This window comes from Pseudomonas sp. GW823-FHT02E01 (assembly GCF_058797535.1).
The window spans coordinates 75,879-98,937 of sequence record NZ_JBXAJS010000008.1 but is presented as its reverse complement, the minus strand read 5'-3'; the positions used below and the strand labels follow the sequence as shown (position 1 = coordinate 98,937).

Annotated in this window: 24 protein-coding genes; 7 read left to right on the top strand and 17 right to left on the bottom strand. The window is 54.0% G+C overall.

Annotated elements, in window-relative coordinates; genetic code table 11:
* Window positions 1-76 precede the first annotated feature (76 nt).
* Together AC1RDQ_RS20025 and AC1RDQ_RS20020 are read right to left on the bottom strand one after the other, a co-directional pair.
* A complete protein-coding gene (locus AC1RDQ_RS20025) occupies window positions 77-1,426 on the bottom strand; it encodes a heavy metal sensor histidine kinase (protein WP_492587957.1) in 1,350 nt (449 codons plus the stop codon).
* Window positions 1,426-2,106 (bottom strand): heavy metal response regulator transcription factor, encoded by a 681-nt coding sequence (locus AC1RDQ_RS20020; protein WP_057715640.1) that lies wholly within the window; start codon window positions 2,104-2,106, stop codon window positions 1,426-1,428. The genes AC1RDQ_RS20025 and AC1RDQ_RS20020 overlap by 1 nt, the downstream gene beginning before the upstream one ends.
* Before the next feature lie 155 nt (window positions 2,107-2,261).
* Here AC1RDQ_RS20020 and copI point away from each other — a divergent pair, with 155 nt between their 5' ends.
* Both copI and queF read left to right on the top strand, forming a co-directional pair.
* A complete protein-coding gene (gene copI, locus AC1RDQ_RS20015) occupies window positions 2,262-2,783 on the top strand; it encodes a copper-resistant cuproprotein CopI (RefSeq protein ID WP_492587955.1) in 522 nt (173 codons plus the stop codon).
* A gap of 61 nt (window positions 2,784-2,844) precedes the next feature.
* Window positions 2,845-3,675 (top strand): NADPH-dependent 7-cyano-7-deazaguanine reductase QueF, encoded by an 831-nt coding sequence (gene queF, locus AC1RDQ_RS20010; RefSeq protein WP_090454128.1) that lies wholly within the window; start codon window positions 2,845-2,847, stop codon window positions 3,673-3,675.
* A gap of 106 nt (window positions 3,676-3,781) precedes the next feature.
* Here queF and AC1RDQ_RS20005 read toward each other — a convergent pair whose 3' ends face one another.
* On the bottom strand, window positions 3,782-4,045 hold the full coding sequence (locus tag AC1RDQ_RS20005) for a DUF4404 family protein (RefSeq protein WP_057715637.1): 264 nt from the start codon (window positions 4,043-4,045) through the stop codon (window positions 3,782-3,784).
* 112 nt (window positions 4,046-4,157) lie between these two features.
* Window positions 4,158-4,778 (bottom strand): HAD superfamily inactivated hydrolase PcrP, encoded by a 621-nt coding sequence (gene pcrP / locus AC1RDQ_RS20000; protein WP_057715636.1) that lies wholly within the window; start codon window positions 4,776-4,778, stop codon window positions 4,158-4,160.
* A 202-nt stretch (window positions 4,779-4,980) separates the two neighbouring features.
* Between pcrP and AC1RDQ_RS19995 the strand changes: the two genes are divergently transcribed.
* From AC1RDQ_RS19995 to rssC, 3 genes are all read left to right on the top strand, one after another.
* On the top strand, window positions 4,981-5,670 hold the full coding sequence (locus tag AC1RDQ_RS19995) for an MlaA family lipoprotein (RefSeq protein ID WP_057715635.1): 690 nt from the start codon (window positions 4,981-4,983) through the stop codon (window positions 5,668-5,670).
* Between the two features lie 389 nt (window positions 5,671-6,059).
* A complete protein-coding gene (rssB, locus tag AC1RDQ_RS19990; protein ID WP_057715634.1) occupies window positions 6,060-7,241 on the top strand; it encodes a two-component system response regulator RssB in 1,182 nt (393 codons plus the stop codon).
* The gene (gene rssC, locus AC1RDQ_RS19985; RefSeq protein ID WP_057715633.1) at window positions 7,241-7,723 is read left to right on the top strand and encodes an anti-sigma factor antagonist RssC; all 483 of its coding nucleotides are present in this window, start codon (window positions 7,241-7,243) and stop codon (window positions 7,721-7,723) included. The genes rssB and rssC overlap by 1 nt, the downstream gene beginning before the upstream one ends.
* 205 nt (window positions 7,724-7,928) lie before the next feature.
* Here the strand turns inward: rssC and tal are convergent, their stop codons facing one another.
* Window positions 7,929-8,855 carry a transaldolase gene (gene tal, locus AC1RDQ_RS19980; RefSeq protein ID WP_492587954.1) on the bottom strand — a complete coding sequence of 309 codons (927 nt, stop codon included), beginning with the start codon at window positions 8,853-8,855 and terminating at the stop codon, window positions 7,929-7,931.
* 472 nt (window positions 8,856-9,327) lie between these two features.
* On the opposite strand from tal, the gene AC1RDQ_RS19975 reads away from it, so the two are divergent.
* Together AC1RDQ_RS19975 and AC1RDQ_RS19970 are read left to right on the top strand one after the other, a co-directional pair.
* Window positions 9,328-9,696, top strand: coding sequence for a hypothetical protein (locus AC1RDQ_RS19975; RefSeq protein WP_492587952.1), 369 nt, complete (start codon window positions 9,328-9,330; stop codon window positions 9,694-9,696).
* Window positions 9,697-9,812: 116 nt separating this feature from the next.
* Entirely contained in the window at window positions 9,813-10,397 is a 585-nt protein-coding gene (locus tag AC1RDQ_RS19970; protein ID WP_057716642.1) for a hypothetical protein, read from the top strand.
* A gap of 38 nt (window positions 10,398-10,435) precedes the next feature.
* On the opposite strand, the gene AC1RDQ_RS19965 is transcribed toward AC1RDQ_RS19970, so the two are convergent.
* The 12 genes from AC1RDQ_RS19965 to AC1RDQ_RS19910 all read right to left on the bottom strand — a co-directional run bounded on the left by AC1RDQ_RS19965 (window position 10,436) and on the right by AC1RDQ_RS19910 (window position 23,054).
* Window positions 10,436-10,897, bottom strand: coding sequence for a phosphohexomutase domain-containing protein (locus AC1RDQ_RS19965; RefSeq protein ID WP_090454133.1), 462 nt, complete (start codon window positions 10,895-10,897; stop codon window positions 10,436-10,438).
* 68 nt (window positions 10,898-10,965) lie between these two features.
* The gene (gene galU, locus AC1RDQ_RS19960; RefSeq protein ID WP_057715631.1) at window positions 10,966-11,799 is read right to left on the bottom strand and encodes a UTP--glucose-1-phosphate uridylyltransferase GalU; all 834 of its coding nucleotides are present in this window, start codon (window positions 11,797-11,799) and stop codon (window positions 10,966-10,968) included.
* Between the two features lie 120 nt (window positions 11,800-11,919).
* Entirely contained in the window at window positions 11,920-12,309 is a 390-nt protein-coding gene (locus AC1RDQ_RS19955) for a VanZ family protein (protein ID WP_057715630.1), read from the bottom strand.
* On the bottom strand, window positions 12,306-14,390 hold the full coding sequence (locus AC1RDQ_RS19950; RefSeq protein WP_492587951.1) for a YjbH domain-containing protein: 2,085 nt from the start codon (window positions 14,388-14,390) through the stop codon (window positions 12,306-12,308). Before AC1RDQ_RS19950 ends, AC1RDQ_RS19955 begins: the two co-directional genes overlap by 4 nt.
* Window positions 14,387-15,154 (bottom strand): capsule biosynthesis GfcC family protein, encoded by a 768-nt coding sequence (locus AC1RDQ_RS19945; RefSeq protein ID WP_492587950.1) that lies wholly within the window; start codon window positions 15,152-15,154, stop codon window positions 14,387-14,389. Before AC1RDQ_RS19945 ends, AC1RDQ_RS19950 begins: the two co-directional genes overlap by 4 nt.
* The gene (locus tag AC1RDQ_RS19940; RefSeq protein WP_057715627.1) at window positions 15,151-15,810 is read right to left on the bottom strand and encodes a YjbF family lipoprotein; all 660 of its coding nucleotides are present in this window, start codon (window positions 15,808-15,810) and stop codon (window positions 15,151-15,153) included. Before AC1RDQ_RS19940 ends, AC1RDQ_RS19945 begins: the two co-directional genes overlap by 4 nt.
* Before the next feature lie 13 nt (window positions 15,811-15,823).
* Window positions 15,824-16,936, bottom strand: a complete 1,113-nt coding sequence (locus tag AC1RDQ_RS19935; protein WP_218496867.1) for a polysaccharide biosynthesis/export family protein — start codon at window positions 16,934-16,936, stop codon at window positions 15,824-15,826.
* A 639-nt stretch (window positions 16,937-17,575) separates the two neighbouring features.
* Window positions 17,576-18,310 (bottom strand): WecB/TagA/CpsF family glycosyltransferase, encoded by a 735-nt coding sequence (locus AC1RDQ_RS19930; protein ID WP_492587949.1) that lies wholly within the window; start codon window positions 18,308-18,310, stop codon window positions 17,576-17,578.
* Window positions 18,311-18,324: 14 nt separating this feature from the next.
* Window positions 18,325-19,557, bottom strand: a complete 1,233-nt coding sequence (locus AC1RDQ_RS19925; RefSeq protein ID WP_218496646.1) for a DUF6369 family protein — start codon at window positions 19,555-19,557, stop codon at window positions 18,325-18,327.
* Entirely contained in the window at window positions 19,554-20,684 is a 1,131-nt protein-coding gene (locus tag AC1RDQ_RS19920; protein WP_218496644.1) for a glycosyltransferase, read from the bottom strand. Before AC1RDQ_RS19920 ends, AC1RDQ_RS19925 begins: the two co-directional genes overlap by 4 nt.
* The gene (locus AC1RDQ_RS19915; RefSeq protein WP_492587948.1) at window positions 20,651-21,808 is read right to left on the bottom strand and encodes a polysaccharide pyruvyl transferase family protein; all 1,158 of its coding nucleotides are present in this window, start codon (window positions 21,806-21,808) and stop codon (window positions 20,651-20,653) included. Before AC1RDQ_RS19915 ends, AC1RDQ_RS19920 begins: the two co-directional genes overlap by 34 nt.
* Window positions 21,798-23,054 (bottom strand): MATE family efflux transporter, encoded by a 1,257-nt coding sequence (locus AC1RDQ_RS19910; RefSeq protein WP_492587947.1) that lies wholly within the window; start codon window positions 23,052-23,054, stop codon window positions 21,798-21,800. The genes AC1RDQ_RS19915 and AC1RDQ_RS19910 overlap by 11 nt, the downstream gene beginning before the upstream one ends.
* Window positions 23,055-23,059 lie beyond the last annotated feature (5 nt).

Genomic DNA, 23,059 nt, shown 5'->3' with positions numbered 1-23,059 from the left:
CTCCCACAGTAGATCTGGGTCAACTCGGTCAACTGTGGGAGCGGGCTTGCTCGCGAAGGGGCCGGAGCTGCTGGCCTCAATCCCCCTTCGGTAACTCAATCACAAACCGCGTCCACCCATTCTCCGATTCGCAACGAATCTGCCCGCCATGGGCACGGATGATCGACTGGGTGATCGCCAGTCCCAGTCCCGCATGTTCGCTACTGCCTTCACGACGCGCAGGATCGGCCCGGTAAAACCGGTCAAACAGGCGCGGCAATAGATCTTTGGAAATCTGTTGGCCCGTGTTTTCAACGGTCAGGCGCAACTCTTTTGGCTGATCGACGATTCGCACCCGAACCTCGCCATCGACCGGCGTGAACCGCAGTGCGTTGTCCAGCAGGTTCGACAGTGCCCTGCGCAACATGCTGCGGTCACCTTCGAGGAGGGCATTGCCGTCACGACTCAGTTTTACCTGCGCGTCTTCCGCCAGCGGCGCAAAAAACTCCAGCAGCAGATCCGTTTCCTGTCCCAGTTCCAGCGGTTCGCGCTTGGGGATTAACAGTCCATGGTCAGCCTTGGCCAGATAGAGCATATCGTTGACCAGTTGCGCCATCCATTGCAGCTCTTCGAGGTTGCTGTGCAGGGCTTCGCGGTAGTCCTCGATGGGGCGAGGGCGGGTGAGGGTGACCTGGGTGTGGGTCAGCAGGTTCGACAATGGCGTGCGCAGTTCATGGGCAATGTCGGCGGAGAAGGCCGACAGGCGCTGAAACGAGTCGTCGAGGCGTCCGAGCATGGCGTTGAAGTTGTGGGCCATTTCCGCCAGTTCCGGCGGCATGTTTTCTTCAGGCAGCCGCGAGTTCAGCGATTGCGCGGAAACACCACTGGCCACCGCGCTGATCCGCCTTAACGGGCGCAAGCCGCTGCGTGCCGCCCAGGCGCCCAGCAGTGCGGTGGCCAGGGCTGACAGGCCGACGGTCAGCCAGATCAAATGCTGCATGCGTTGCAGAAAGTGCTGGTGATGGGTGATGTCCAACAGCAGGGTCAGTTGCGGTGACTCGGGTTTGTCCGCGAAAAGCGGCGCATTGAGGACGCGGTAATCTGTGCCTTCATGGCTCACCGTCGACAATCCGGACCGGCGCGGCAGTGCCTGGGGAATGTTGGTCGAACTGTCATACCAGCGCTGGCCGTCACTGCCGGTGATTCGCAGTGACAGGTCAGCCTGCCGGCTCAATTCCTCCGCCAGTTTCACTTCGCTGTCACTCGACTGTAAGTCGTGCAGGGCCCGACGCAAGCCAATCAGCTTGCCGTCCAGCAGTTGCTGGTCGAGTTCAACGAAGTGCGCCTCGCTGGCGCGGCTGAACAGCACCCCGGCGAACAACGACACCACGGCGGTGCATGCGGCAAACAGCAGCGCCAGGCGGCTGCTCAAGGAGAGACGGCGCATCAGGCGGGACGCTCTTCAAGGACGTAGCCCATGCCGCGTACGGTATGGATCAGCTTGTTGGGGAATTCATCGTCGATCTTCAGGCGCAGGCGACGGATCGCCACCTCGATGACATTGGTGTCGCTGTCGAAATTCATGTCCCAGACCTGGGACGCAATCAGCGACTTGGGCAGGACTTCGCCCTGGCGGCGCAGGAGCATTTCCAGCAGGGCGAATTCCTTGGCGGTCAGGTCGATACGCTGGCCGCTGCGTTCGACCCGGCGCCGGATCAGGTCCAGGCGCAGATCGGCCAGTTGCAGGCTGGTCTCCTGCGGCGTGGTGCTGCCGCGACGCAACAGGCTGCGGACCCGGGCCAGCAGTTCGGAGAAGGCAAACGGCTTGACCAGATAGTCATCGGCGCCCAGTTCGAGGCCGTGAACCCTGTCCTCCACGGCGTCACGGGCGGTCAGAAAAAGTACCGGCGTGTCCAGGCCGGCACTGCGCACCGCTTGCAGAATCTGCCAGCCATCACGACCCGGCAGCATCACATCAAGAATCAGCAGGGCATATTCGCCGCTGAGGGCCAATTGCTGACCGGTGTTGCCGTCGGCCACCAGTTCGGTGTTGAACCCGGCCTCGGTCAGGCCCTGGCGCAGATAATGGCCGGTTTTCGGTTGGTCTTCGACGATCAGCAGTTTCATGGGCGACTCATGGCAAGTGGAACGAAGGCTTTATACCGTGGGCAGCATTCGCACAGGGCAACCTGACAAAGTTGTAATCTGGCTGTCAGGTTACGGGCAGTGGCAGCAGTTTAGAGTTTTGCGCATGCTGAGCCTTAACTTGTTGGAGTATGACGATGTTTTTACGCAAATCCGTGGCGCAAATCCTGTGTTTGCTGGCGCTGAGTTCACCGGTGTGGGCAGACGCCGGGCATACCTACGATTTCGGTCAACCGGCCTCGGCGGCCAAGGCGACCCGCAGCATCGAGATGGTGATGGGGGACATGTCCTTCACGCCGAAGTCCCTCGATATCAAGGCCGGGGAAACCGTGCGCTTCGTGCTGGTCAATAAAGGCCAGTTGCTGCATGAGTTCAACTTGGGGGATGCGGCATTGCACGCCAGGCACCAGCAGGAAATGTTGCAGATGCAACAGAGCGGCATGCTGGCGCCAACCGGTATGAAGGCAATGGCCGGCATGGATCACAGCAAAATGGACCACGGCATGAAGCATGATGACCCCAACAGCGTGCTGGTGGAACCGGGTAAGACCGCCGAGCTGACCTGGACCTTCAGCAAGGCCACCAGCCTTGAGTTTGCCTGCAATATTCCCGGTCATTACCAGGCCGGCATGGTCGGCAAACTGACTGTCAGTCAGTAAGCACTCAAAGGCGGGAGCAAAGGCTGATAGAATCCGCTGATTCTTCAGTCAGGTTTCCGCCATGCATCCCGCAGCCGAACACTCGCCGCTGGGCAAGTCCAGCGAATACATCGCCACCTACACGCCGTCCTTGCTGTTCCCGATCCCGCGCACCGCGAAGTGGGCGGAGCTGGGCCTGACGGCGCAAACCCTGCCGTACAAAGGCGTGGACTTCTGGAACTGCTTCGAGCTGTCCTGGCTGCTGCCGTCGGGCAAGCCGGTGGTGGCGATCGGCGAATTCAGCATTCCGGCGGATTCGCCGAACATCATCGAGTCGAAGTCGTTCAAGCTCTATCTCAACTCCCTGAACCAGACGCCGTTTGCCGATACCGCGAGCCTTGAGGCGACGCTGGCCAAGGACTTGTCGGCGGCTGCGGGCAAGCCGGTGGGTGTGCGCATTCGCAGTCTCAAGGAGGTCGAGAGCGAAGGCGTCGTGGCCTTGCCGGGCGTGTGCATCGATGAACTGGATATCAGCGTCAGCAACTACGAGCATCCACGGCCGGAACTGCTGCGTTGCGATGATTCGCGCATTGTCGAGGAGAGCGTGCACAGCCATTTACTCAAGTCCAACTGCCCGGTCACCAGCCAGCCGGACTGGGGCAGCGTCGCGGTGGAGTACCGTGGCGCGGCGCTGGATCACGCGAGCCTGCTCGAGTACATCGTCAGCTTCCGCCAGCACTCGGACTTCCATGAGCAGTGTGTAGAGCGGATCTTCCTCGACCTGCAGCGGTTGCTCAAGCCAGAGAAACTGACGGTGTATGCGCGTTATGTGCGTCGTGGCGGGCTGGATATCAACCCGTATCGCAGCACTGAAGAGGTGCAGCTGCCGAACCATCGCCTGGTCCGTCAGTAACGAAACCCTGTAGGAGCGAGCCTGCTCGCGATGGTGTGTCAGTAGACGCCAAGGTAGCTGACACTCCATCGCGAGCAAGCTCGCTCCTGCAAAGGCATTGTTGGTTTCAGATCCCCATGTTGGCCAAGGCCTGCCCGATGTTGCGCAGGGTGCCGGCAAGGGTAGGGTGTTCGAGCTCGAAGCGTTCCACGGCCAGGTTGACGCCATCGGCGAGGCTGGAATCCTGGGTTTTGGTTTCGAGTTCAAGCTTCAACTCGATCTGTTGCATCAGTTCGTTCAACTCTGCGCGTTCGGCTTCGGACAATGGAGGATTCTGTTCCAATTGCTCGCGCAGGGCATTGAGCTGTTCTTGCAGTTCGCGGGCAGGCATGGCGTTCTTCCTTCTTTTATCGATAGGCACTGGCATAGACCATGGCGGCAGGCCAAAGGTCGATGTCTGACCTTTAGATTAATCCACTCGCGGCCAACGTGCATGATCTCGATCAGGGCTTTTCGCCCTTGAGCCGACGCAAGCTGATATCGGCCAGGCAGGTGTCGAGTTCACCGAGGTGATCGATCACCGAATGCACGCCCAGACCAAACAGTTGCATCGTCGCCTTGGCGCGTTTGATGTCGCGCTCCTGCGGGGGCAGCGCTTGCCATTGCTCGGGCGCCAGCCCGCACAGCGAGCCGCAGGACGCCAGACCGATGGTCCACAACCCGGCATTGAGCCCCGCTTGCAGCAAACGGGGTTCGCCGCTCACCAGTACGCAGCCGTCGAGTCGCTCGACGTTCAGGGTCATCAAGGCGTGCCAGCAGGCATTCGGGGCGGGCCATGGGTTGTTTGTAGCTGAATGTTGCGAGGGTTTGATCCATTCCGGCAGCGCAGCGGCCAGGGATTGGCTGAGGGCAGGGGGCAGTTCATCGAGCCAGGCGCAGGGGATTTGCTGGCGCTGCAAGCTGCGCAGGCTATCCAGTGCGCCGGGTGTGGCCTCGGCGTGTTCGGCCGAGTGGCTGCCGTGCCGGTGCGTGTGCGCGCCGAAATCCACCAGGCAGCCACTGAGGCCGAACAGTACGGCGGTCAGGCTGGGTGCGGTTTGGGGCAAGGCTTCGGCGAGCGGCATGTGGACGTCCCTGAAATAGCCTGAAGACTAGTGGACGACGGTGACAGTTGAATGACATGGATGTGAAACGCTCACATTTGGCACGATTCCTTCCGTGTGGATCTCGTACAAAGTGCGTTAAACGGCGTTTACGTCTTATACTTGCCAACTTATTGCCTGGGCCAAGTGCCCGAGCCAGTACAAACCAAGGAGTTTTTTTTCTATGCGCTGGAGCAATCATCTAGCCAGGATTTGTGTATGCGCCAGCGTGATGCTGGTTCCGTTCGCTGCCCAGGCCGCCACGGAAGAGGATCCTTGGGAAAGCGTCAACCGCCCGATTTTCAAGTTCAACGACGTGATCGACACCTACGCGCTCAAACCCCTGGCCCAGGGCTACGAGTACGTGACGCCGCAGTTTGTCGAAGACGGCGTTCACAACTTTTTCCGTAATATCGGCGATGTGCGCAACCTGGCCAACGATATCCTGCAGGCCAAACCTCATGCAGCAGGCGTTGATACCGCGCGAATCATTTTCAACACCACCTTCGGCTTGCTGGGCGTCATTGATGTCGGCACGAAAATGGGCCTGCAGCGCAATGACGAAGACTTCGGTCAGACGCTGGGCTACTGGGGTGTCGGCAGCGGCCCTTACGTGATGCTGCCGCTGCTGGGGCCAAGCACCTTGCGTGATGCGCCGTCCAAGTACGTCGATAGCTACACAGGCGCTTATCGTTACATCAACGACGTTCCGGTGCGTAACTCGTTCTACGCCCTGGACATCATCGATACCCGTGCCAACCTGCTGTCGAGCGAGAAGCTGATCACCGGCGACAAGTACACCTTCATCCGTAATGCATACTTGCAGAACCGTGAATTCAAGGTGAAAGACGGTCAGGTCGAAGACGATTTTTGATCTCGACCGGTAAACTGAAAAAGGCGGCCATCAAGGCCGCCTTTTTTGTCTGCGAAAAGCCGCATGCGGATGAAATCGCGGTTTTCACTGTAGTCCCGGCCGGTTTGACTCGCAGGTTCGAACCTTCCATTGGGTTACGGATTTGCCTGTTCTTATAACTCTCGGTGATTTGACAAATAAAGACGTCAGGCGACCATCGGCGTGAGCTTGAAACGCCCCGCGGATGGGAGTACCGTCTGCGCCTTAGAAGGGCACCTCTGGTGAACACGTGTGTAGGGCAATTGCCCGAAAGCGGTGCGACAGAGAGGCTAGAAAGCGAATCCAGTAGTCAGCGCCGGGCCAAAATCCCCGCCTGCTACGCCAACCTAATTCTGGCGCCGTTTGCCCACATGCCAAAAACCAGTGCCACGCTGCTGATAATCGATGATGACGAAGTAGTGCGCGCGAGCCTCGCCGCCTATTTGGAAGACAGTGGTTTCAGCGTCTTGCAGGCCAGCAATGGTCAGCAGGGTCTTCAGGTATTCGAGCAAGACAAGCCCGACTTGGTCATCTGCGATCTGCGCATGCCGCAGATGGGCGGTCTCGAACTCATTCGCCAGGTCACCGAACTGTCGCCGCAAACCCCGGTGATCGTGGTGTCGGGTGCCGGCGTGATGAATGACGCGGTCGAAGCCCTGCGCCTGGGCGCGGCGGACTACCTGATCAAGCCTCTCGAAGATCTGGCTGTGCTCGAGCACTCTGTGCGCCGGGCCCTGGATCGTGCGCGCCTGCTGCTGGAGAACCAGCGCTACCGCGAGAAGCTGGAGAAGGCCAATCGCGAGCTCGAAGCCAGCCTGAACCTGCTCCAGGAGGACCAGAACGCCGGTCGCCAGGTGCAGATGAACATGCTGCCGGTCAGTCCCTGGACCATCGACGAGTTCAAGTTTGCTCACCAGATCATCCCGTCGCTGTACCTGTCGGGTGATTTCGTCGACTACTTCCGGGTCGACGAGCGCCGGGTCGCCTTTTACCTGGCGGACGTTTCCGGTCACGGCGCCTCCTCAGCCTTCGTCACCGTGCTGTTGAAGTTCATGACCACGCGCTTGCTGTTCGAGTCCAAGCGCAGCGGCACCCTGCCGGAATTCAAGCCTTCAGAGGTTCTTGGTCATATCAACCGGGGCCTGATCAGTTGTAAGCTGGGTAAACACGTCACAATGGTCGGTGGAGTCATCGACGAGGAGACCGGTTTGTTGACCTATAGCATCGGCGGTCATTTGCCGTTGCCAGTGTTGTACACGCCAGACAGTGTTCGTTATCTGCAAGGGCGTGGTCTGCCGGTGGGCCTCTTCAACGAAGCCACCTACGAAGACCACGTGCTGGAACTGCCACCGACGTTCAGCCTGACGCTGATGTCTGATGGCATTCTGGATCTTTTGCCAGAACCCACACTCAAAGAGAAAGAAGCGGCGTTGCCCCAACGGGTCAAGGCTGCGGGCGGCACCCTGGATGGGCTGCGGCAGGTTTTTGGATTGGCCACGCTAGGGGAGATGCCGGATGATATCGCCCTGTTGGTGTTGAGCAGGAATCTTTGATGAGTACCGGTAGAATCCAGTTCGCCGAGCAGGATGGCACCTTCGTCCTGAAGTTCGTCGGTGAAGTTCGCCTGACCCTGTGTTCGGCGTTGGATGCGACTATTGAGCGGATCTTCAGCGCGTTGAATTTCAATTCGATCGTGATCGATCTGACCGAAACCCGCAGCATCGACAGCACCACACTTGGCCTGCTGGCCAAGCTGTCGATCCTGTCGCGGCAGAAGGTTGGCCTGCTGCCGACCGTCGTCACCACCCACGAAGACATCACGCGGCTGCTGCAGTCCATGGGCTTCGAGCAGGTGTTCAACATCGTTGACAAGCCGGTGCCGTGCCCGGAATGCCTGGACGACCTGCCAGACCAGGACCAGTCCGAAGAAGTGGTGCGGATCAAGGTGCTCGAAGCGCACAAGATCCTCATGGGCCTGAACGACACCAATCGTGAAGCCTTCCATGACCTGGTGAATGCGCTCGAACGCCATTGATCCCCTGAATTGATGTGGGTCAGCCAGACCCCCATCGCGAGCAAGTTCGCTCCCACAGGTCCTCGTTTAGCACACGACCTCAGTCATCCCGCGAACTCCTGTGGGAGCGAGCTTGCTCGCGATGGCGTCCTGCCAGTCACCAAACACATACAAAAAAAGGGCGAACCCACCAAGGTTCGCCCTTTTTGCATTACACCCACTCAGATCACAGCTTGGCCTGCAACAACGCCTCGAGCTTCTCCTGATCCCGCGCGAACTGACGAATGCCTTCAGCGAGTTTCTCGGTCGCCATCGCATCTTCGTTGGACAGCCAGCGGAACTGCGATTCGTTTAGGCTCAGGCGCGCTTCACCGGCATGGCCAGGCGCCAGTTTGCGCTCCAGCTTGCCGGTGTCCGCGGCCAGCTTGTCGATGAGGTCCGGGCTGATGGTCAGGCGGTCACAGCCGGCCAGTTGCTCGATCTGGCCCAGGTTGCGGAAGCTCGCCCCCATGACCACGGTCCTGTAGTCATTGGCCTTGTAGTAGTTGTAGATGCGCGTCACCGACTGCACACCCGGATCGTCCGCGCCGGTGTAGTCGTTGCCGTTGGCTTTCTTGTACCAGTCGTAGATACGGCCCACGAACGGCGAAATCAGGAACACCCCGGCGTCGGCACAGGCGGCCGCCTGGGCAAAGGAGAACAGCAGGGTCAGGTTGGTCTGGATGCCTTCCTTTTCCAGGATCTCGGCAGCGCGGATGCCTTCCCAGGTGGACGCGATCTTGATCAGCACGCGGTCGCGGCCAATACCGGCCTTGTCGTACAGCTCGATCAGGCGATGCGCACGCTTGAGCATGGCATCAGTGTCGAACGACAGGCGCGCATCCACTTCGGTGGAAATGCGGCCCGGAATCACTTTCAGGATTTCTTGCCCCACGGCCACGCCAAAACGGTCGCTGGCCAGGCCCACATCGCCCTTGCAGTCATTGACGCAGGCGTTCAGCAGCTCGGCATACGCAGGAATGGCCGCGGCTTTGAGCAGCAGGGAAGGGTTGGTGGTGGCGTCCACGGGTTTAACGCGAGCGATAGCTTCGAAGTCGCCGGTGTCGGCAACCACGGTTGTCATTTGTTTGAGTTGTTCCAGCTTGGAAGTCATGGGCGTGCTCTGTCCTATGGGTCTGATGACATTACCCGAGCGCTGACAGCCACTCAAGGGCGTGTACGTGTATCAATGCCCCCTGTGGCAACAACCTGAAAACAGGTGTTTGAAAGGTGGGGGGCGGTATCGATAAATAGGATGCCAGGCGGGCTCACAGGTTCAACTCAGCTGACGGTTATCGCCTTGCAATCAGATCACCTGACACCTGAATCTTCTGATAACGCCCACTGTGCCCTGAGTGTAATGCCGCTAAATTTTTGAATTCTATATAGTTTGGTTGCGCCCTCAGTGATTGTTATAAAAAGTCTACTAAGTTGTCGCAAGGGTTATCTTACTTTTGGTGGGGTGTTATCTAATAAGGTGTGATCGTTAGAATACGTCGAATATATAAAGCGAATAAAGTGTAGTGTGATAATAGCAAGTATTTGCATGGTGGAAATGACTTCACAAAGTGAAGAGGTATATGTTTTTGGATGCGTTTGATGATCTGATGCTCGGCTACGCATTAAAAAAGTTGACCAACGTGTTTGAAGAGATCGTGGAAGTTTCGAAAAGCCCCTCTTCGGACAAGGCAACAGGCGTACAGGATATCAGGCAGACTAAAACAGCAAAAAAACTACCTGTCTGGCTGGGACGTTTGAGGATTAACACTCCTTATCAAGTGACGCATGTTCTGATCGATCAGATGCACGCCTCTCGAAAACTCAACCGCGACCTGCGCTTCGCGGCACAGGCGGCCTTGCTGGACGCGCTGGTAGAGGACGGACTGGCAATGCACATCGCGAGTTATTCGGTGCTTGTCGTAGAGAACCGTCTGAAGTGCTTTTCGGATCGATGAGCGCTGTATCTACTGAACACGCGCCCAGTGTCCATTACACTGGAAAATTGCATCAGGCGTGAGGAAGTAGATTGGAGTCAAAACTGTACATCGCACAATACGCCGGAATCACAGTCATGCTTCCAGCGGCCATGGTCGTCGCGGGTTGGTTATGGTGCACGGCATCCAGAAAACTCGCCCTCTTATGGCTAGGCGTACTGTTCGTAGCCTATCTCGTCGTAGGTTTCAGTAAAGTGCTTTTCAAGGGCTGGGGAATCGGCCTGGAAAGCCTGGATATCGCGGTCATCAGTGGCCACGCAATGAACGCCTGCCTGGTGTCGACCGTTGTACTGAGTTTGCTGTTGCGCCAACTGGATCATCGCCTTCGATGGCTGGCGCTGGGAGCGGGGCTGCTGTCGACCTGGTGGTTCAGCATCCAGTATGTCGGTCAGACGATTCATCCTCTGCCGGAAGCGATTGCCGGGGCGGTTGTGGGATCAGCCGCGGCGTGCGTCTTTCTTTTCAGACTGGAGAGAAGGGAAATCCGCAAGATTCCTTTGCCGGCCCTGGCGCTGGGGCTAGCGGGGATTCTACTGAGTACGAGCATTCCCAAGTACACCGCCGAGGGGGTCTTGAACTCGCTGGCAGTGACTCTGTCGGGGGCAGAAAAGGCTTTTATGCAGCCTCATTGGCGTACTTCTGGCGGGCCGTCACGGTTATAGCGATTGGCTTGATGTCGAGTCCCGGCAAGAGGGTGGAGCTAGGACTCACTACTGCTTTTCTCATCAATCCGGGCCAGCAGCTCTGCAGTTTTCAACTGCATCAGTGCAACATCACCACGACTCTCAACGTTCAGCACGATTTCTGGCTCGGTCTGCGAGAGGTGGATCTTGAAGCGCCATTCAGTGAACGTCAGGCTTAGGCCGTCGCTCTCGTCTACGTCCAGCGCTTTACTGGCGTACAACGAACGAAGATGCGTCAGTACGGCAGTCGGATTACTGACTGCACATCGAATGTCCCCGGAGGAGGGGAAAAGCCCGATGCGTTCCACCAGCAATCTGGGTTGAGGGGAGGTAGAGGAGGGTGCTCTTTCGTACGTCCGCAACCAGGCCATCAATCCACTGTTGCCCTCGGTGAACTCCTGCCCCAAAACCATATTGCCCGGTGCAAAAGGGTCCAGCGATTTATAGACAGAGTCGATCGGTGATCTGGAAGCGTTCATAGTGGTCTGCCTTGCAAAAGGTTTATGGCCGCTCAGAAACGCGGCACCCAAGAGCTGAAAATTACCGGTTACAGGCCTTTCTTATACAAATTCTCATAACAGAAATTGGTCGCGTCGATATAACCTTCCGCTCCGCCGCAGTCAAAGCGGTGACCTTCGAACTTGTATGCCAGGACACAACCGCTTTGTGCCTGCTTCATCAATGCGTCAGTGATCTGGATCTCACCGCCCTTGCCGGGTTCGGTATCAGCAATCAAGTCAAAGATATCGGCCGTCAGAATGTAACGACCAATAATGGCCAGATTGGACGGGGCATCTTCCGGTTTAGGCTTTTCAACCATGCTGTTAACCCGGTAAATACCTTCGCGAATCTGCTCGCCGGCGATGATGCCGTACTTGTGCGTCTGGTCGTTGGGTACTTCCTGAATGGCCACGATCGAGCAACGGAACTGCTTATAGAGCGCGATCATCTGCGACAGCACACCATCGCCTTCCAGGTTCAAGCACAGGTCGTCCGCCAGCACCACCGCAAACGGCTCATCACCAATCAACGGACGGCCAGAGAGAATGGCGTGCCCCAGCCCCTTCATCTCCACCTGACGGGTGTAAGAGAAGGTGCAGGTATCCATCAACTCGCGGGTACCGTTGAGATAGTTCTCCTTGTCGGTACCACGAATCTGATGCTCCAGCTCGTAGCTGATATCGAAATGGTCTTCCAGCGCCCGCTTGCCGCGCCCGGTGACGATCGCCATGTGCTGCAGGCCGGCATCCCGTGCTTCCTCAACGCCGTACTGGATCAGCGGCTTGTTGACGATCGGCAGCATTTCCTTCGGCATCGACTTGGTGGCGGGCAGAAAGCGCGTGCCATAGCCGGCAGCAGGGAATAGACATTTACGGATCATAGAAGCGTCCTTTTTTCCAATGTATAAGAGAAGCCGTCATTTTCTGCGGACAGCACAGATGCCCCCGCCAATGGGCAGAGCCTCCCAATTCTCGCTATGCTCACGGACGAAGCCATGGTCTTAAGTGTCCGGGAGCTCTGCGGACTGTTTGATTGGGTGCTTACAACGCCACACAATCAAGCCGATCAGCACACCGACAGCATTCGCCAGGGCGTCGTAAGGTGATGCTGTGCGCAGCGGCATCAGTCCTTGTGCATACTCGATCAGGATACCCGTCACCAGACAGCCCAAGGCGATCCAGCGCACGTTGACCCGCAGGAAGGCCAGCCGGCAACTAAACGACAAAGCGAAAAAGCCTATCAAGTGATGCAGCTTGTCTTCCTGGACAAAGGCTTCGGGAATGGGTTGCGCTCGCAACCCGGCTGCCAGCAAGACCGCGCCAACGCTGATGAAAATCAGAGTTCGTATCCATTGGGGAAGTTGTGTGACACCCAGGAACAACGAACTCATTCGGTGATTTTCTCAAAGTTCTTATAGAACGCATCTTTGTCGCGGCCATTGGTCATTGTGTACAGCGAATATTGGCGGTTAAGGCGCGCGCCACCATCGCGGGTCAGCGGAGCCCAAACCAGGTTGGCGCGACGCATCGTGGAGACGCTCATCAACTCGTCGAAGGGGACCGAGATGTAGATACCTTTGTCGAAGCTACCCTCGCCGTACTCTTCTTTCGAGGCCGTGGTGCGGGTGACCCAGCCACCGAACTTCACGCCGTTAGTGAACTCATGCGACAGATCGATCGTGGCACCCCAATCGCGCGCCAGGTAACGTCCAACACTGACCGCCGCCTGCAAGTCGAACGGCAGTTCGGTATAGGTGGTGATGTGACCGGTCGTGGTGTTGTAATCGCGCAGACCAAAACCCTGGTCAAAGTCACGCTGGCGTACAAAGTTCAAATCAGCACCCACGGCCCAACGCTCGCCCATGGGGCGGTACAGCAATTCACCACCGACCCCGGCGAACATTGATTCCAGATAACCGCCATACACCATGCCATACAAGTCTTGATCCAGTTGCTTGGCATGGTTGAGTTGAAATGTCGGCATTGTTACATCAGAGGTGATGACGTACTTGCGCAAATCGGTCCGCACTCGGGGCAGATTGCTCGGCGCGTCGTACGTGAACTTATCAAAGTTGTTCAGGAGATTGGTGCTTATGACCCCGCTCGTCCACGTGTTGCGGGTAAAGCGGTATTCTGCGTCCACATCAGCGGTCAACTGGTACAGCAAACCGTCAGGACCACCAATGTTTTGCTTGTAACCCAAGCCGATACCATAGGTAAAAGGCTCGAGTGCCTGGGTGTACAGCGTGTTTTCAATGTGTGGCGTGGCCCGGTTCAATTCGGTGGTGCGGTGCAGGTCTGCAAGGTCCTGTTGGTTGTTCACCACAGCCCGGAAGGTTTCGCGCGGGACACTGGTTTCTTCCACGGGCATGTCGTAACGCTTGTTCACCATCGTGAACCAGTCGATGTCGTCATTCGCGCTGTTGTCCAGAATCCGGCTGGCCCGGCCTACACCTTTGGCTGAGTAGAAATAGCGCGACTGCTCGCCATACACAATCAGCTCGGAATCGCGCTGAGCAATACGCTCGACCTTGTAACCGGCATTGTTTTCCAGTCGTTTGGAAACCCCGGCCCAGTCGACCTGATTGAGGGGCGTAGTCGGCGCGTTTGCCGGAAGCGCTTCGATGGCAGGGTCGTAGCGCTTGGCCGGCGCCTTGCGGCTGACGAAGTTGGTATGAAAAGTGATGCCGAACAGCGCGGTGTTGCCGCGCTCCCAACCGGCGGTCAGATCGACAGAGTCACTTAGCTTGAAGACCGCCCCGATGTTGATGGGCGAGTCCTGCTCCAGGCTACTGTTGAACGGCTCGTGCTTGTAGTCGTTACCGTCGAACTCGAGTTTCAAGCTCAAGGGTGACCAGGGCGTCTGATAGGACACACCGCCAAACAACGCGGGCGAACCGCGAAAATACGAGCCGGTATTGACGTTGCCCGCGTCCGCGCCTGTGTTTACCGGGCGTGTATCAAAACGCTCGTCGATGTACCCCAGCGGGTTATCGAAATCCCCGCGGTTACCGATGTAGCCCCAGGCAACGCCCAGGCTGAAATCCAGGTCGTAGTAACGTTTGTTCGCCACAAAGTATTCGCTGGAAAACAGGCCGGTGCCCCCGACATCCCGAAAACCGAGCGCGACCTCGGGCAACCAGTGGCTTTCTTGCCAGAGGCGGGCTTTGACATCGACCGCCTTGTCTTTATAGCTCTGGTCGCCACTGAATGATTCGGCCCCGTATTTATGGTTGCCGATAGCGGTATAACGGAAACTACCTTCCAGCCAATCAAGGGGCTGTATTGAAATGCTATAGCGCGAATAAGGGTCTGTCCGGTTGGCGTTCAAGCTGAATTCGCCGGCGGGTGCCATCCGTGCGGTGGGGGTTTGCAACAAACCCACACCACCGAAATCATTCTGAGTAAAACGCGGCTCTCCATGAGCCAAGCTGTAGGGCAACAACACTACGGCGGCAAAACGTAACTTCAAGGGGCCACCTCGGGCAGCGGTTGGGTGGCGAGAAACTGAGCAAGCTGCTCGTTCAAGTCGGGTGTGGGCAAATCCAGATCATCGTTGCGCACGGGCACCAAAATTGTGCTGCCGGCGGCGGCAATCACCCCATCTTCGCGGTTCCAGGCGGCGTTGCCGACTCGCTTGACCAGGCCATCGGGCTGAATCAACCACAGGTAATCGGCATCTGCGTCGGTCACCGGCAGGCAGCTTTTGAGATATTCCTGGGCTGGCTGCAGGGCGCGATAGGGCAGCGTGCAGGGCTGTTCAACTGCACCCAGGACAGTGACCGTCGTCGGGCGTAGGGGGTAAATCAGCTGGTCGCCGTCACTGAGCGAGTAATTGCGGGCGAACCCAACCTCCAGCGCCACAGGGTCGAGCACCGCGACTTTTCGGCCGGTAACGGGCAGTCGGCTGACCTCTTCAAACAGACGCGCAGCCAGGGCCGCAAGGCTGCTTTTTTCTTCAAGCAAGGCCCCACGTTGAAGCAACTTCAGATCGAACAGCACGCCGGCCTTAAGGCGGGTTTGCTGCTCCAACAGTGGCTGGTGCAGCCAGGCGGCGGCCAACCAGTAACTTTCGGCGTTCGGGCGTGCCTCGCTGACGGCATCGAGCAAGCGCGTGCCTGGCACGAACGTGAAGGATCCGGCGTTTTGTACATCACCCGTGACCGTGACAGCGGCCTGAGTCATCGTAGAACTTGCCAGCAACAGGCAAGCCGACAGCGTTTTCGAATATCTCACCGAGCCGTCTCCCGGTCAGGGCGCAATTGCACAATCTTCAAGAAAAGTTCCGGCGTGAGATGTTGTTCGCTCTGCAGGATCAAGCCATCGTCAGGCCTGACCCAAAAACGGTTGGTGGCCTTGAATCCCAGCTCGGGGATGTCGACGCGTTCATCTATGCGCTGCAACGCATAGTCCTTGTCCAGGATGGTGACGGTTTCGATGCCCTGTCGACTGAAACGGCTGTTAACAGCCAGTCCGACCCGCGGACCCTGATAGACATCAATCCAGCGGGTACTGCTGTAACCGTCGGGCAATTGCTGCAAGCCACGCTTGAACGGCGACTCACCGTCGAAGCGCGTGCCATCGAGATTGATGCTCAGGCCGACAGTGCGCACGACCAGACCATCGCGCATCAACAGCACTTGCTTGCCGGAGGCGACCCAGAACTCCAGGTCGTCCTGCTGGCGAAGCTTCGCCAGCACACCTTCGCTGACGTCCGTGGTGACCTTGATCTGCGCATAGGGCACGGCCTCCACTTGCGCTGCAGTCACTTGCAGCGGCTGGACGCCCAGTGTGGCGGCTTTAAAGGTATCCAGGGACGCCTGCATCAACGGATTGCAGCCACACAGCAGTAAACCCACCGCCAGGCATGAGCTGTTACGCAAAGTTTTCAAAGCGGCTCAAACCTTATCGACTGCTGGCTTCACTGAGATTGTTTTGAGCGGCCGCTCCGGTACCCAGGATAGTAGCCGAGGGCAGCAACTGACTGATCAAGCGGTTCCAGCGGGTCACGCCTGCAGGGCCGACGTAGACGATGTCCTGGGGTTGCAGATCGAAGCGGCTGGCGAGAGCAAACGCGGTAGGCGATTCGGCGTCCAGCTGAAAGACCTTTGCCGGCTCGGTTTCAAGATTCTCGGCACCTCGAATGACATACAGCGCATTGCCGTTGGAGGTGGTCTGGTTCAGTCCACCGACCGTTCCGATCGCATCCGCCAGGTTCATCCGGTTGATTTTGAACGTGAGCGCCCGAGGCTGGTTGACCTCACCCATGACGTAGATCTTTTTCCGGTCGTTGTAGGGCAGGTACAACTGATCGCCGTCTTTCAAATAGACGTTGTGCAACTGCGAGCCTTTGCTGTTAAGCGAGTCCAGGTCGAGCGGATACTCACGTCCGTCCCGGGTCAGTGTCAGACCGGCAAGGTCGGCATTCAACGGATCGACAGTAGCAGTACCCATGGCTTCGACGACAGTGAGTGGCGAAGTGGTAATGGGTTGTTGACCGGCTTTTAAAATGGCACCGGAAATCACCACTTTTTGACTGGCAAACCGCAAAACACTCAAGTCAACCTGGGGGCTGTCGACAAATTGCGTCAGGCGCTCGGCAATAAAACCGCGTAGCTCCTCGATGGTTTTACCTGCGGCATGAATATTGCCGATATAGGGGTAAAACATGGTGCCGTCCGGGCGTACCAGGCGACCGTTCGCATCGATTTGCTGTTGCGCACCCGATGGTGCAGTCAACTCAGGATGGTCCCACACCGTGATGTACAGCACATCATTGGCGCCAATCCGGTAAGCCTGCGGCTTGAACGCCAACAACTCGGCTGGCACCGAGGCTTGCACTTTTGTCGCCGCGTTCTGGGCAATCAGTTTGGGCGTTATCGGAATCAACTCGATCCGACTGCTTTCTGGTGAGCCATCACGGCCGACCTGACTGGTATCCAAGTGTTGACCGGGTGAGAACATACAGCCTTGCAGGGCTACGCCTGCAAGCACAGCGAGCGACAAACTACGAATCATGATTGAGGACACTTGTGGAGGGAACACATCAGAACTGAACCACCCGGATTGCTCCGGGTGGTGGAAGGCTATCGACCTCGCGGTACGCTTAGCGTGTACCGGTGGTGCCGGTAGTACCAGTAGTGCCGGTAGTGCCGCCGCCATTGCTGCTGCCACCACTGGATGACAGTGCAGCGGCTCCGGCGACAACCACGGCGCCGAGGCCAAGAGCAGCCTCTGTGGACAGGCTGCCCACGAGAGGGGTGGACTGATTCAAAGAAGTGTTTTTTACAGGTGTGCCTGGAGCGGAAGACGCTGCAGGGGGCTCAGCGGCTAAAGCGGAGGCACTTAAAGACAGCAATAGAGCGGAAGCAAGTAGTTTGGTCATAGTAGATTCCTTTTTGATGCATCGTCGGTATTGGCGGTGAAACTAAAAAGCGAGCGTGCAAGGCCAAAAACGCTGAGCGTCCATTAACGTTAAGGATAGTATTGATTCGAACTCGATGAGAGTGGACCTCTGGGTCATTCCTCAGTGAGGTTTATCTTGCGATTATTGCCTTAAGAATACCTGTGTAGGACGCCTGACAGGTCTGACGTTTTATAACGCGCACCCACTGTTTCTAACATTGTCCGCCCACGCCACGAGTACGGCGATGATATTCAAGACCGCTTAAGCTTTTCTTTGATGAGCAACCAGGCGAACTTGCTGTTGGTGGTCAAGTAGCGCTTCCACATCCTGCCGGGTTCCTGGATAACACGGTACAGCCATTCCAGCCCGTAATTCTGCATCCATTGCGGCGCACGTTTTACCTTCCCCGCGACCACATCGAACGTTCCGCCCACCCCCATCACAAAGGTGACCCCCAACTGATCGCGCCAGCGGTTGATAAAGTTTTCTTTCATCGGCGAAGTGATGGCGACGAACAGCAGCTGAGCACCTGAAGCCCGAACCTTCTCGACCAGTGCGGCTTCGTCGTCCCAGAAATAGCCATGGTGATACCCGGCGACTTTCAGCCCAGGGTAAAGCGCTTTCACCTTGCTGGCGGCGGTGGAAACGACCTCGTCCTTGGCGCCCAACAAAAACACCGAAAACTGGTTGGCCGCGCTCATCTCCAGCAATTCATGAAACAGGTCGACACCCGCGACGCGTTCGGGCACTGAGTGGCCGAGAAAGCGGGCACCCAACACCACACCCATACCGTCGATATTGATGATGTCGCAAGAACGAACAGATTCGCTCAACTGAGGGTCGTCACGCATGTTTACAAGCTTGGCGACATTCACCACCACGTGCTGGGTGAACTGGCCGGCAGTAATCGCGCTACGAATTGTCTCGACGGTGTTGTCCATGGAGGCGACATCCATGGGGCAGTCCAAAAAATCGATTCTTTGCATGTTTAATCTCGTGGTCATATTTTTGCCGCGCTGTCCGAATTTGATTGAAGTATCCTAACTATCATGCAGCCTATGATGATTCCCGCTGATGCTGGTTGGTAAGATATTGCGTAAGCAATGAATAGAATAAGTAGATATGCCAAGAGCGAAAGTTTGATCGGCTTTGGTACTAGGGATAGAAGGGATAAAGTGATTGATGTGATGTACAGTATTCCGAGAAGTCCATATTTTGCGAAAAATGTAATGTAGGCGCTGTCAACGAAATTGTTTCTGGTGTCTAGCGATCTGTATTCAAACCATGTTATATCGAATGAAGTGCCAAAGCCGCTTCCAAATAAATAATTATATGGTTTAAAAGAGGATATGACGTCTAAGGCTGGCCCATACCTAGTCGATAATTGCTGTAGTAATCCACTTGCAGTGAGACCTTCAGCTACCCTTGCGGCACCGAAATATTCAGCCAAGTATATAAATATCAGTGAGGAGATGGCCAAAATTATTACGATAGGGATAAGTTTTTTTGGGCTTTTGGCTGCAGCTAAGGCGGCTGCAATAATCGTCGCGAAGGCGAGTATTCTATACCCTGACAAAATGACTGAAAGTAATGAAGCAGTGATTGCGAGGGTCTGTCTCAGATTGAAAGCTAGTTTGCGTTCGGGGTGCCTGTGAGCCTTTGCTTTGGAGAAAAAATATATTATGAATAGTGCGGATATATATGTACTTGCATCAAAGTACTTGAAGTTGTTTGTCGTGTAATACTCGTCCTCTGATGACATTACCCCCGCGATGGAAAGTGCCAGCCAAATGAGATTTGTAGCGCCTGCTAGAGTTGCTATGGTGAGGATGTTGCGACTTGATAATTGTAGTTTTCGTGACCTGAGCAGTAACGATGCCGCGATTAACTCAAGAGCAAAAATTGCGGGCCTATAATCCCGCAAAAAATATACATCCAGGGAGGTCCCAGAGAAGACAGGGATGACTGAATAAGTTGCAATTATTAAAAACGAAATGGTTGCCCATTTGGGAACATTTATAACGTTGGCTTTAGTGGCAATGCCACTGATACTTGTCGAAATCAGTACTCCGAAGAAAAAATAGTCGTAAGAGTACAGTCCGTATTGGTAAAAATAAATGGAGAAAGAGTTTGAGAATGGTAAGCAGGCAATTAACGTCAGGAAAGGTAGTAGGCCTTTTTCCCTCAGAAGGCCTAGGCATAAAAATAGAAGAGAAAGAACGATGTAAGTCATTGTAAGGCTGATCCAAGTGCTTTTAATATTTTTCTTTCTTCTGTTTCCCAGGAATACTTGTCTATCAGTTCATTGAAATGTGATTGGTTTTCGCGGTTGTTGAGAAGCTCATGACATTTTTTACTGATTTCTGTAGCGCTGGTTTCTTTAATCAATTCTCCTATGTTGTTTAATTGTATGATTTTTCTTGAGAGTGGAGAGTTAGTAGTTAGTAGAAGTGTGCGGCAGAAAATTGCGTCAAAAATTTTGTTGGGGCTGTTGAGCCTGTTGTTGAGTGAATCTCGCTTGTAAAAGGCGAATGTTATTTTGGATTCACTCATTATTTTCTTAAGCTGGCTATTGGATATGGATCCTGTAAAGTCAACGCATGAGGCTATTTCTAAGTCACTACTCAATTGCATTAATTCTTGGATGTAAAGTGCATTTCCCCCGCCCGCTATTATTAGTCTGATATTCGGTGTAGATGTTTTTAGTAGGGAAAATGCTCGAATAATTTTATCAATTTCTCTGCCTGGATATACACCGCCACAGTAGCTTAAAATGGTCGGCTGACTTTTGGCTTGCTCTGGTAAAATATGCGCTTGGCTATTGGTGTTGTAGGTATAGGTGATTTTTTCTTTTTTTACTTTTAGTAATCGTCGAAGAAATTTTACTCTGAACTCATCTGTCGTGAACGACTTTAGGCTGTTGTTGATGGTCATCTTCTCTAAGAAGTACCAGATTGGGCGATATTTTTTGCTATAGGGGAAGTAATCTAGTCCGCAAAAAATCTCGAGTGTTTCGTAGATGTACTCAATGGATTTAAATTTTTTAAATACAGCCGCAATCAAACCTGGTATTGGGTTAACTGCGTAAATCAATTGTGGAGGTGTTTTGTTGATCCAGTGGCAAAGTTTTAATATTCCAGTTACAGATTTAAATATTTTCAATGGCTTATTTTTGGCGCTCACCGCTATAACTTTGTGTGGTTCAGTTGATGAGTAGTGATTGGCTGTAATGCCTGCGATTGTTACTTTTTCATATTGTTTTTCAAGTGTGCTCTTTATTAAGGCGATTTTTGGGGTTGTTTCAATTCCAACCCCGAAGTATAGGATTACTGCAGTTCCCGAACGCTTTTTGTTATCCATGAATTTATGTCTTTTAAGAAGTTGTTGGCAACGGTGGTCTGCTTTTTAACATCGCTAAGCAGTTGTTGAGAAAGCTCATTTTGATTATTGAGGCCGATTAAGGTTTTCTCAATAATGTCATCTGGATTCAGCCCGTCACTGTAAAGGGTGCCTTGAGGTAATAAGTTGTGGATGTTTTTCAGTTTGGGTTCTATGCCAACTACTACGCTCGGTAGTCCAACTTGTGCGGGTAGCAAAACCCCGTGGGCCCGAGTGCTGACTAATATGTCGAAGTCTTGTTGTAATTTGCTTATGAATGTGCTTGGTGTGCCCTTTTGAGGATCCCAGATTAGCCATTCAAAATCAGGGTGTTTATCTATAATTGCGCGGTCATGCTCATGATATAGCGAAATGAGTTTAACTACATAACCTCGGGAAATAAGTTGGCGCGCTGCTTCAATAGTGTTTTGTAGTACATTCTCGCCGTGCTGATTTAATTTCCAATCTCGTAATATGACTCCAATAGAATCACTTTTTTCTCTAACTGGTTTCGATGTATCAATATTCCAGTGGCTAAGTAGAAAGGTCGGATCAGTATAGAGAGCAGACGTGTGAAGAAGTTTTTTGAGTATGTCGAGGCTTACAGTGTCCCGTACGGATCTGAAGTCACAGCTGAGAAAAGGACTTATGGCTTGTTCTATTTGAGTGGGCGAAGAAGTCTCAAACGGGCCCACGCCCAAACAGATGGCTGCGCTTCTTTTGTATAAAGGGTGATTTTTTTTTAGCGCTCGCAATAAAAATATCTTCAAAATATCAAAGTGAGTTAGGCCTTGTTTTCTAACTTCCAGATATTTTTTGATAAAGGGCTTTTTGGCCTTGTTCCCATTAAACTCAAAAAACTGTCCTCCACCTCCAAAAAAAAGAAAATCTGTGTTGATGGGGGCAGATATCGGCACGTAATTGCATTTGTATTTATTTAGATAGCCGACGTTATTGGGCTGCTTAACTCCTATGGATATATTTTCTTCTTTAAAGTGCGGGCGCAAGATGTTAATGCACACCTCAAGAAGGACGTCGTCGCCCAGGTTTCCCGGACCATAAGCACCTCGAATATAAGCTTTTAAAGGTTTTTTGTTAGATGGCATAGGTGTACGTTATCCAGGCGATTGGTATTAGGCTGATGTAGAATTTCTTGTCAAAGAAGCTTTTGGGTACTAAGTTGTGTTTCGAAAGTGCTGGGGCCCAAAGAATTAGATGTATAACCTGGGATGCTAAAAAGGCTTTAGCAACTCCGGTGGCTCCTGATTCATTGAAAGCCGTAAAGTAAATTAGAGAGAATATTCCCGCCCATATCATGTTGCTTAGTATGCTTAGTTTTGCAAGTTCAGCAGCTACCATTTCTCGAGATATTGAGCTCTTGAATGAGGTAAGAATGCTCGCAAGCATAAATAACATTATTGTTTGCTGAAGGTCCCCGTTTCTTACAATCGCATCCGGATAAATCATTGATAATTTATTTGTGGATAATGCAAGAAAAATTGCAATGATTACGGCAGGGTAGTAGGTGATCGAAAAGTTTATGTTTTTATTGTGTTGAGTGTCTTTCGGGCTGTTGACGAGTAGCAGAAGTAAATATCCTCCAAAAATCGTGGGCAATATACCTATGGTCATTCTCCACTGATTTGCTGTCGCAAGCAGAAAAGACTCCTGATCTCCAAATCTACTCTGTACATACCCGAGGAGTAACCAAATTACGGGCATGAAAAATAAACCGGTAAAGATGGCAGGGAGAAATGTTCTTTTCACAATGCTTAAAATTGTTGCAGAACATTTTTCTGTTTCAGTTCGGGTGGGGTTTACAAATAGCCATAGCAAGGAGGTGAGAAGAAATGGAACGGTGTATAAGTAAGAGTTTCCTGAATATGCTATAAGCGGTAGTAACGTTAATAATAGTAATAATCCTTGCAGGGTGCCAATCAAAGAGATTAGTTTGAATTTCTTTGATTGGGTTGCTGCGGCTATCTTGAAGCCGCTAGCGCCGTGTGCAATTAGAAGTACTATTGTTAATGCTGCATTGGTGGGTGAGAGAGAGGACGAGTAATATAGGTACATCGAAACAGGTACCGACATCACTCCAATTAAAGCGACTAAGGTTGCTTTGTATTTTTTGTCATGGGTGATCGTATCTCCATTGTATCTAATGTGGGTGGTGCTAATGGCCTGTTGGAATAGTGTTCCAAAGGCTGAGATGGTCGTGATTATTATTGTCAGGGTCTTAGCGTCTTCAATGGTTGCGTAGTGGGAGGCAAAAGCCCCCGCTACGACCATTGCGCCTTTTGAGAAAAGAAAGTTAATCAGGTTGCTTAAGGCGCTGTAGATAATATTTTTCATTTGTT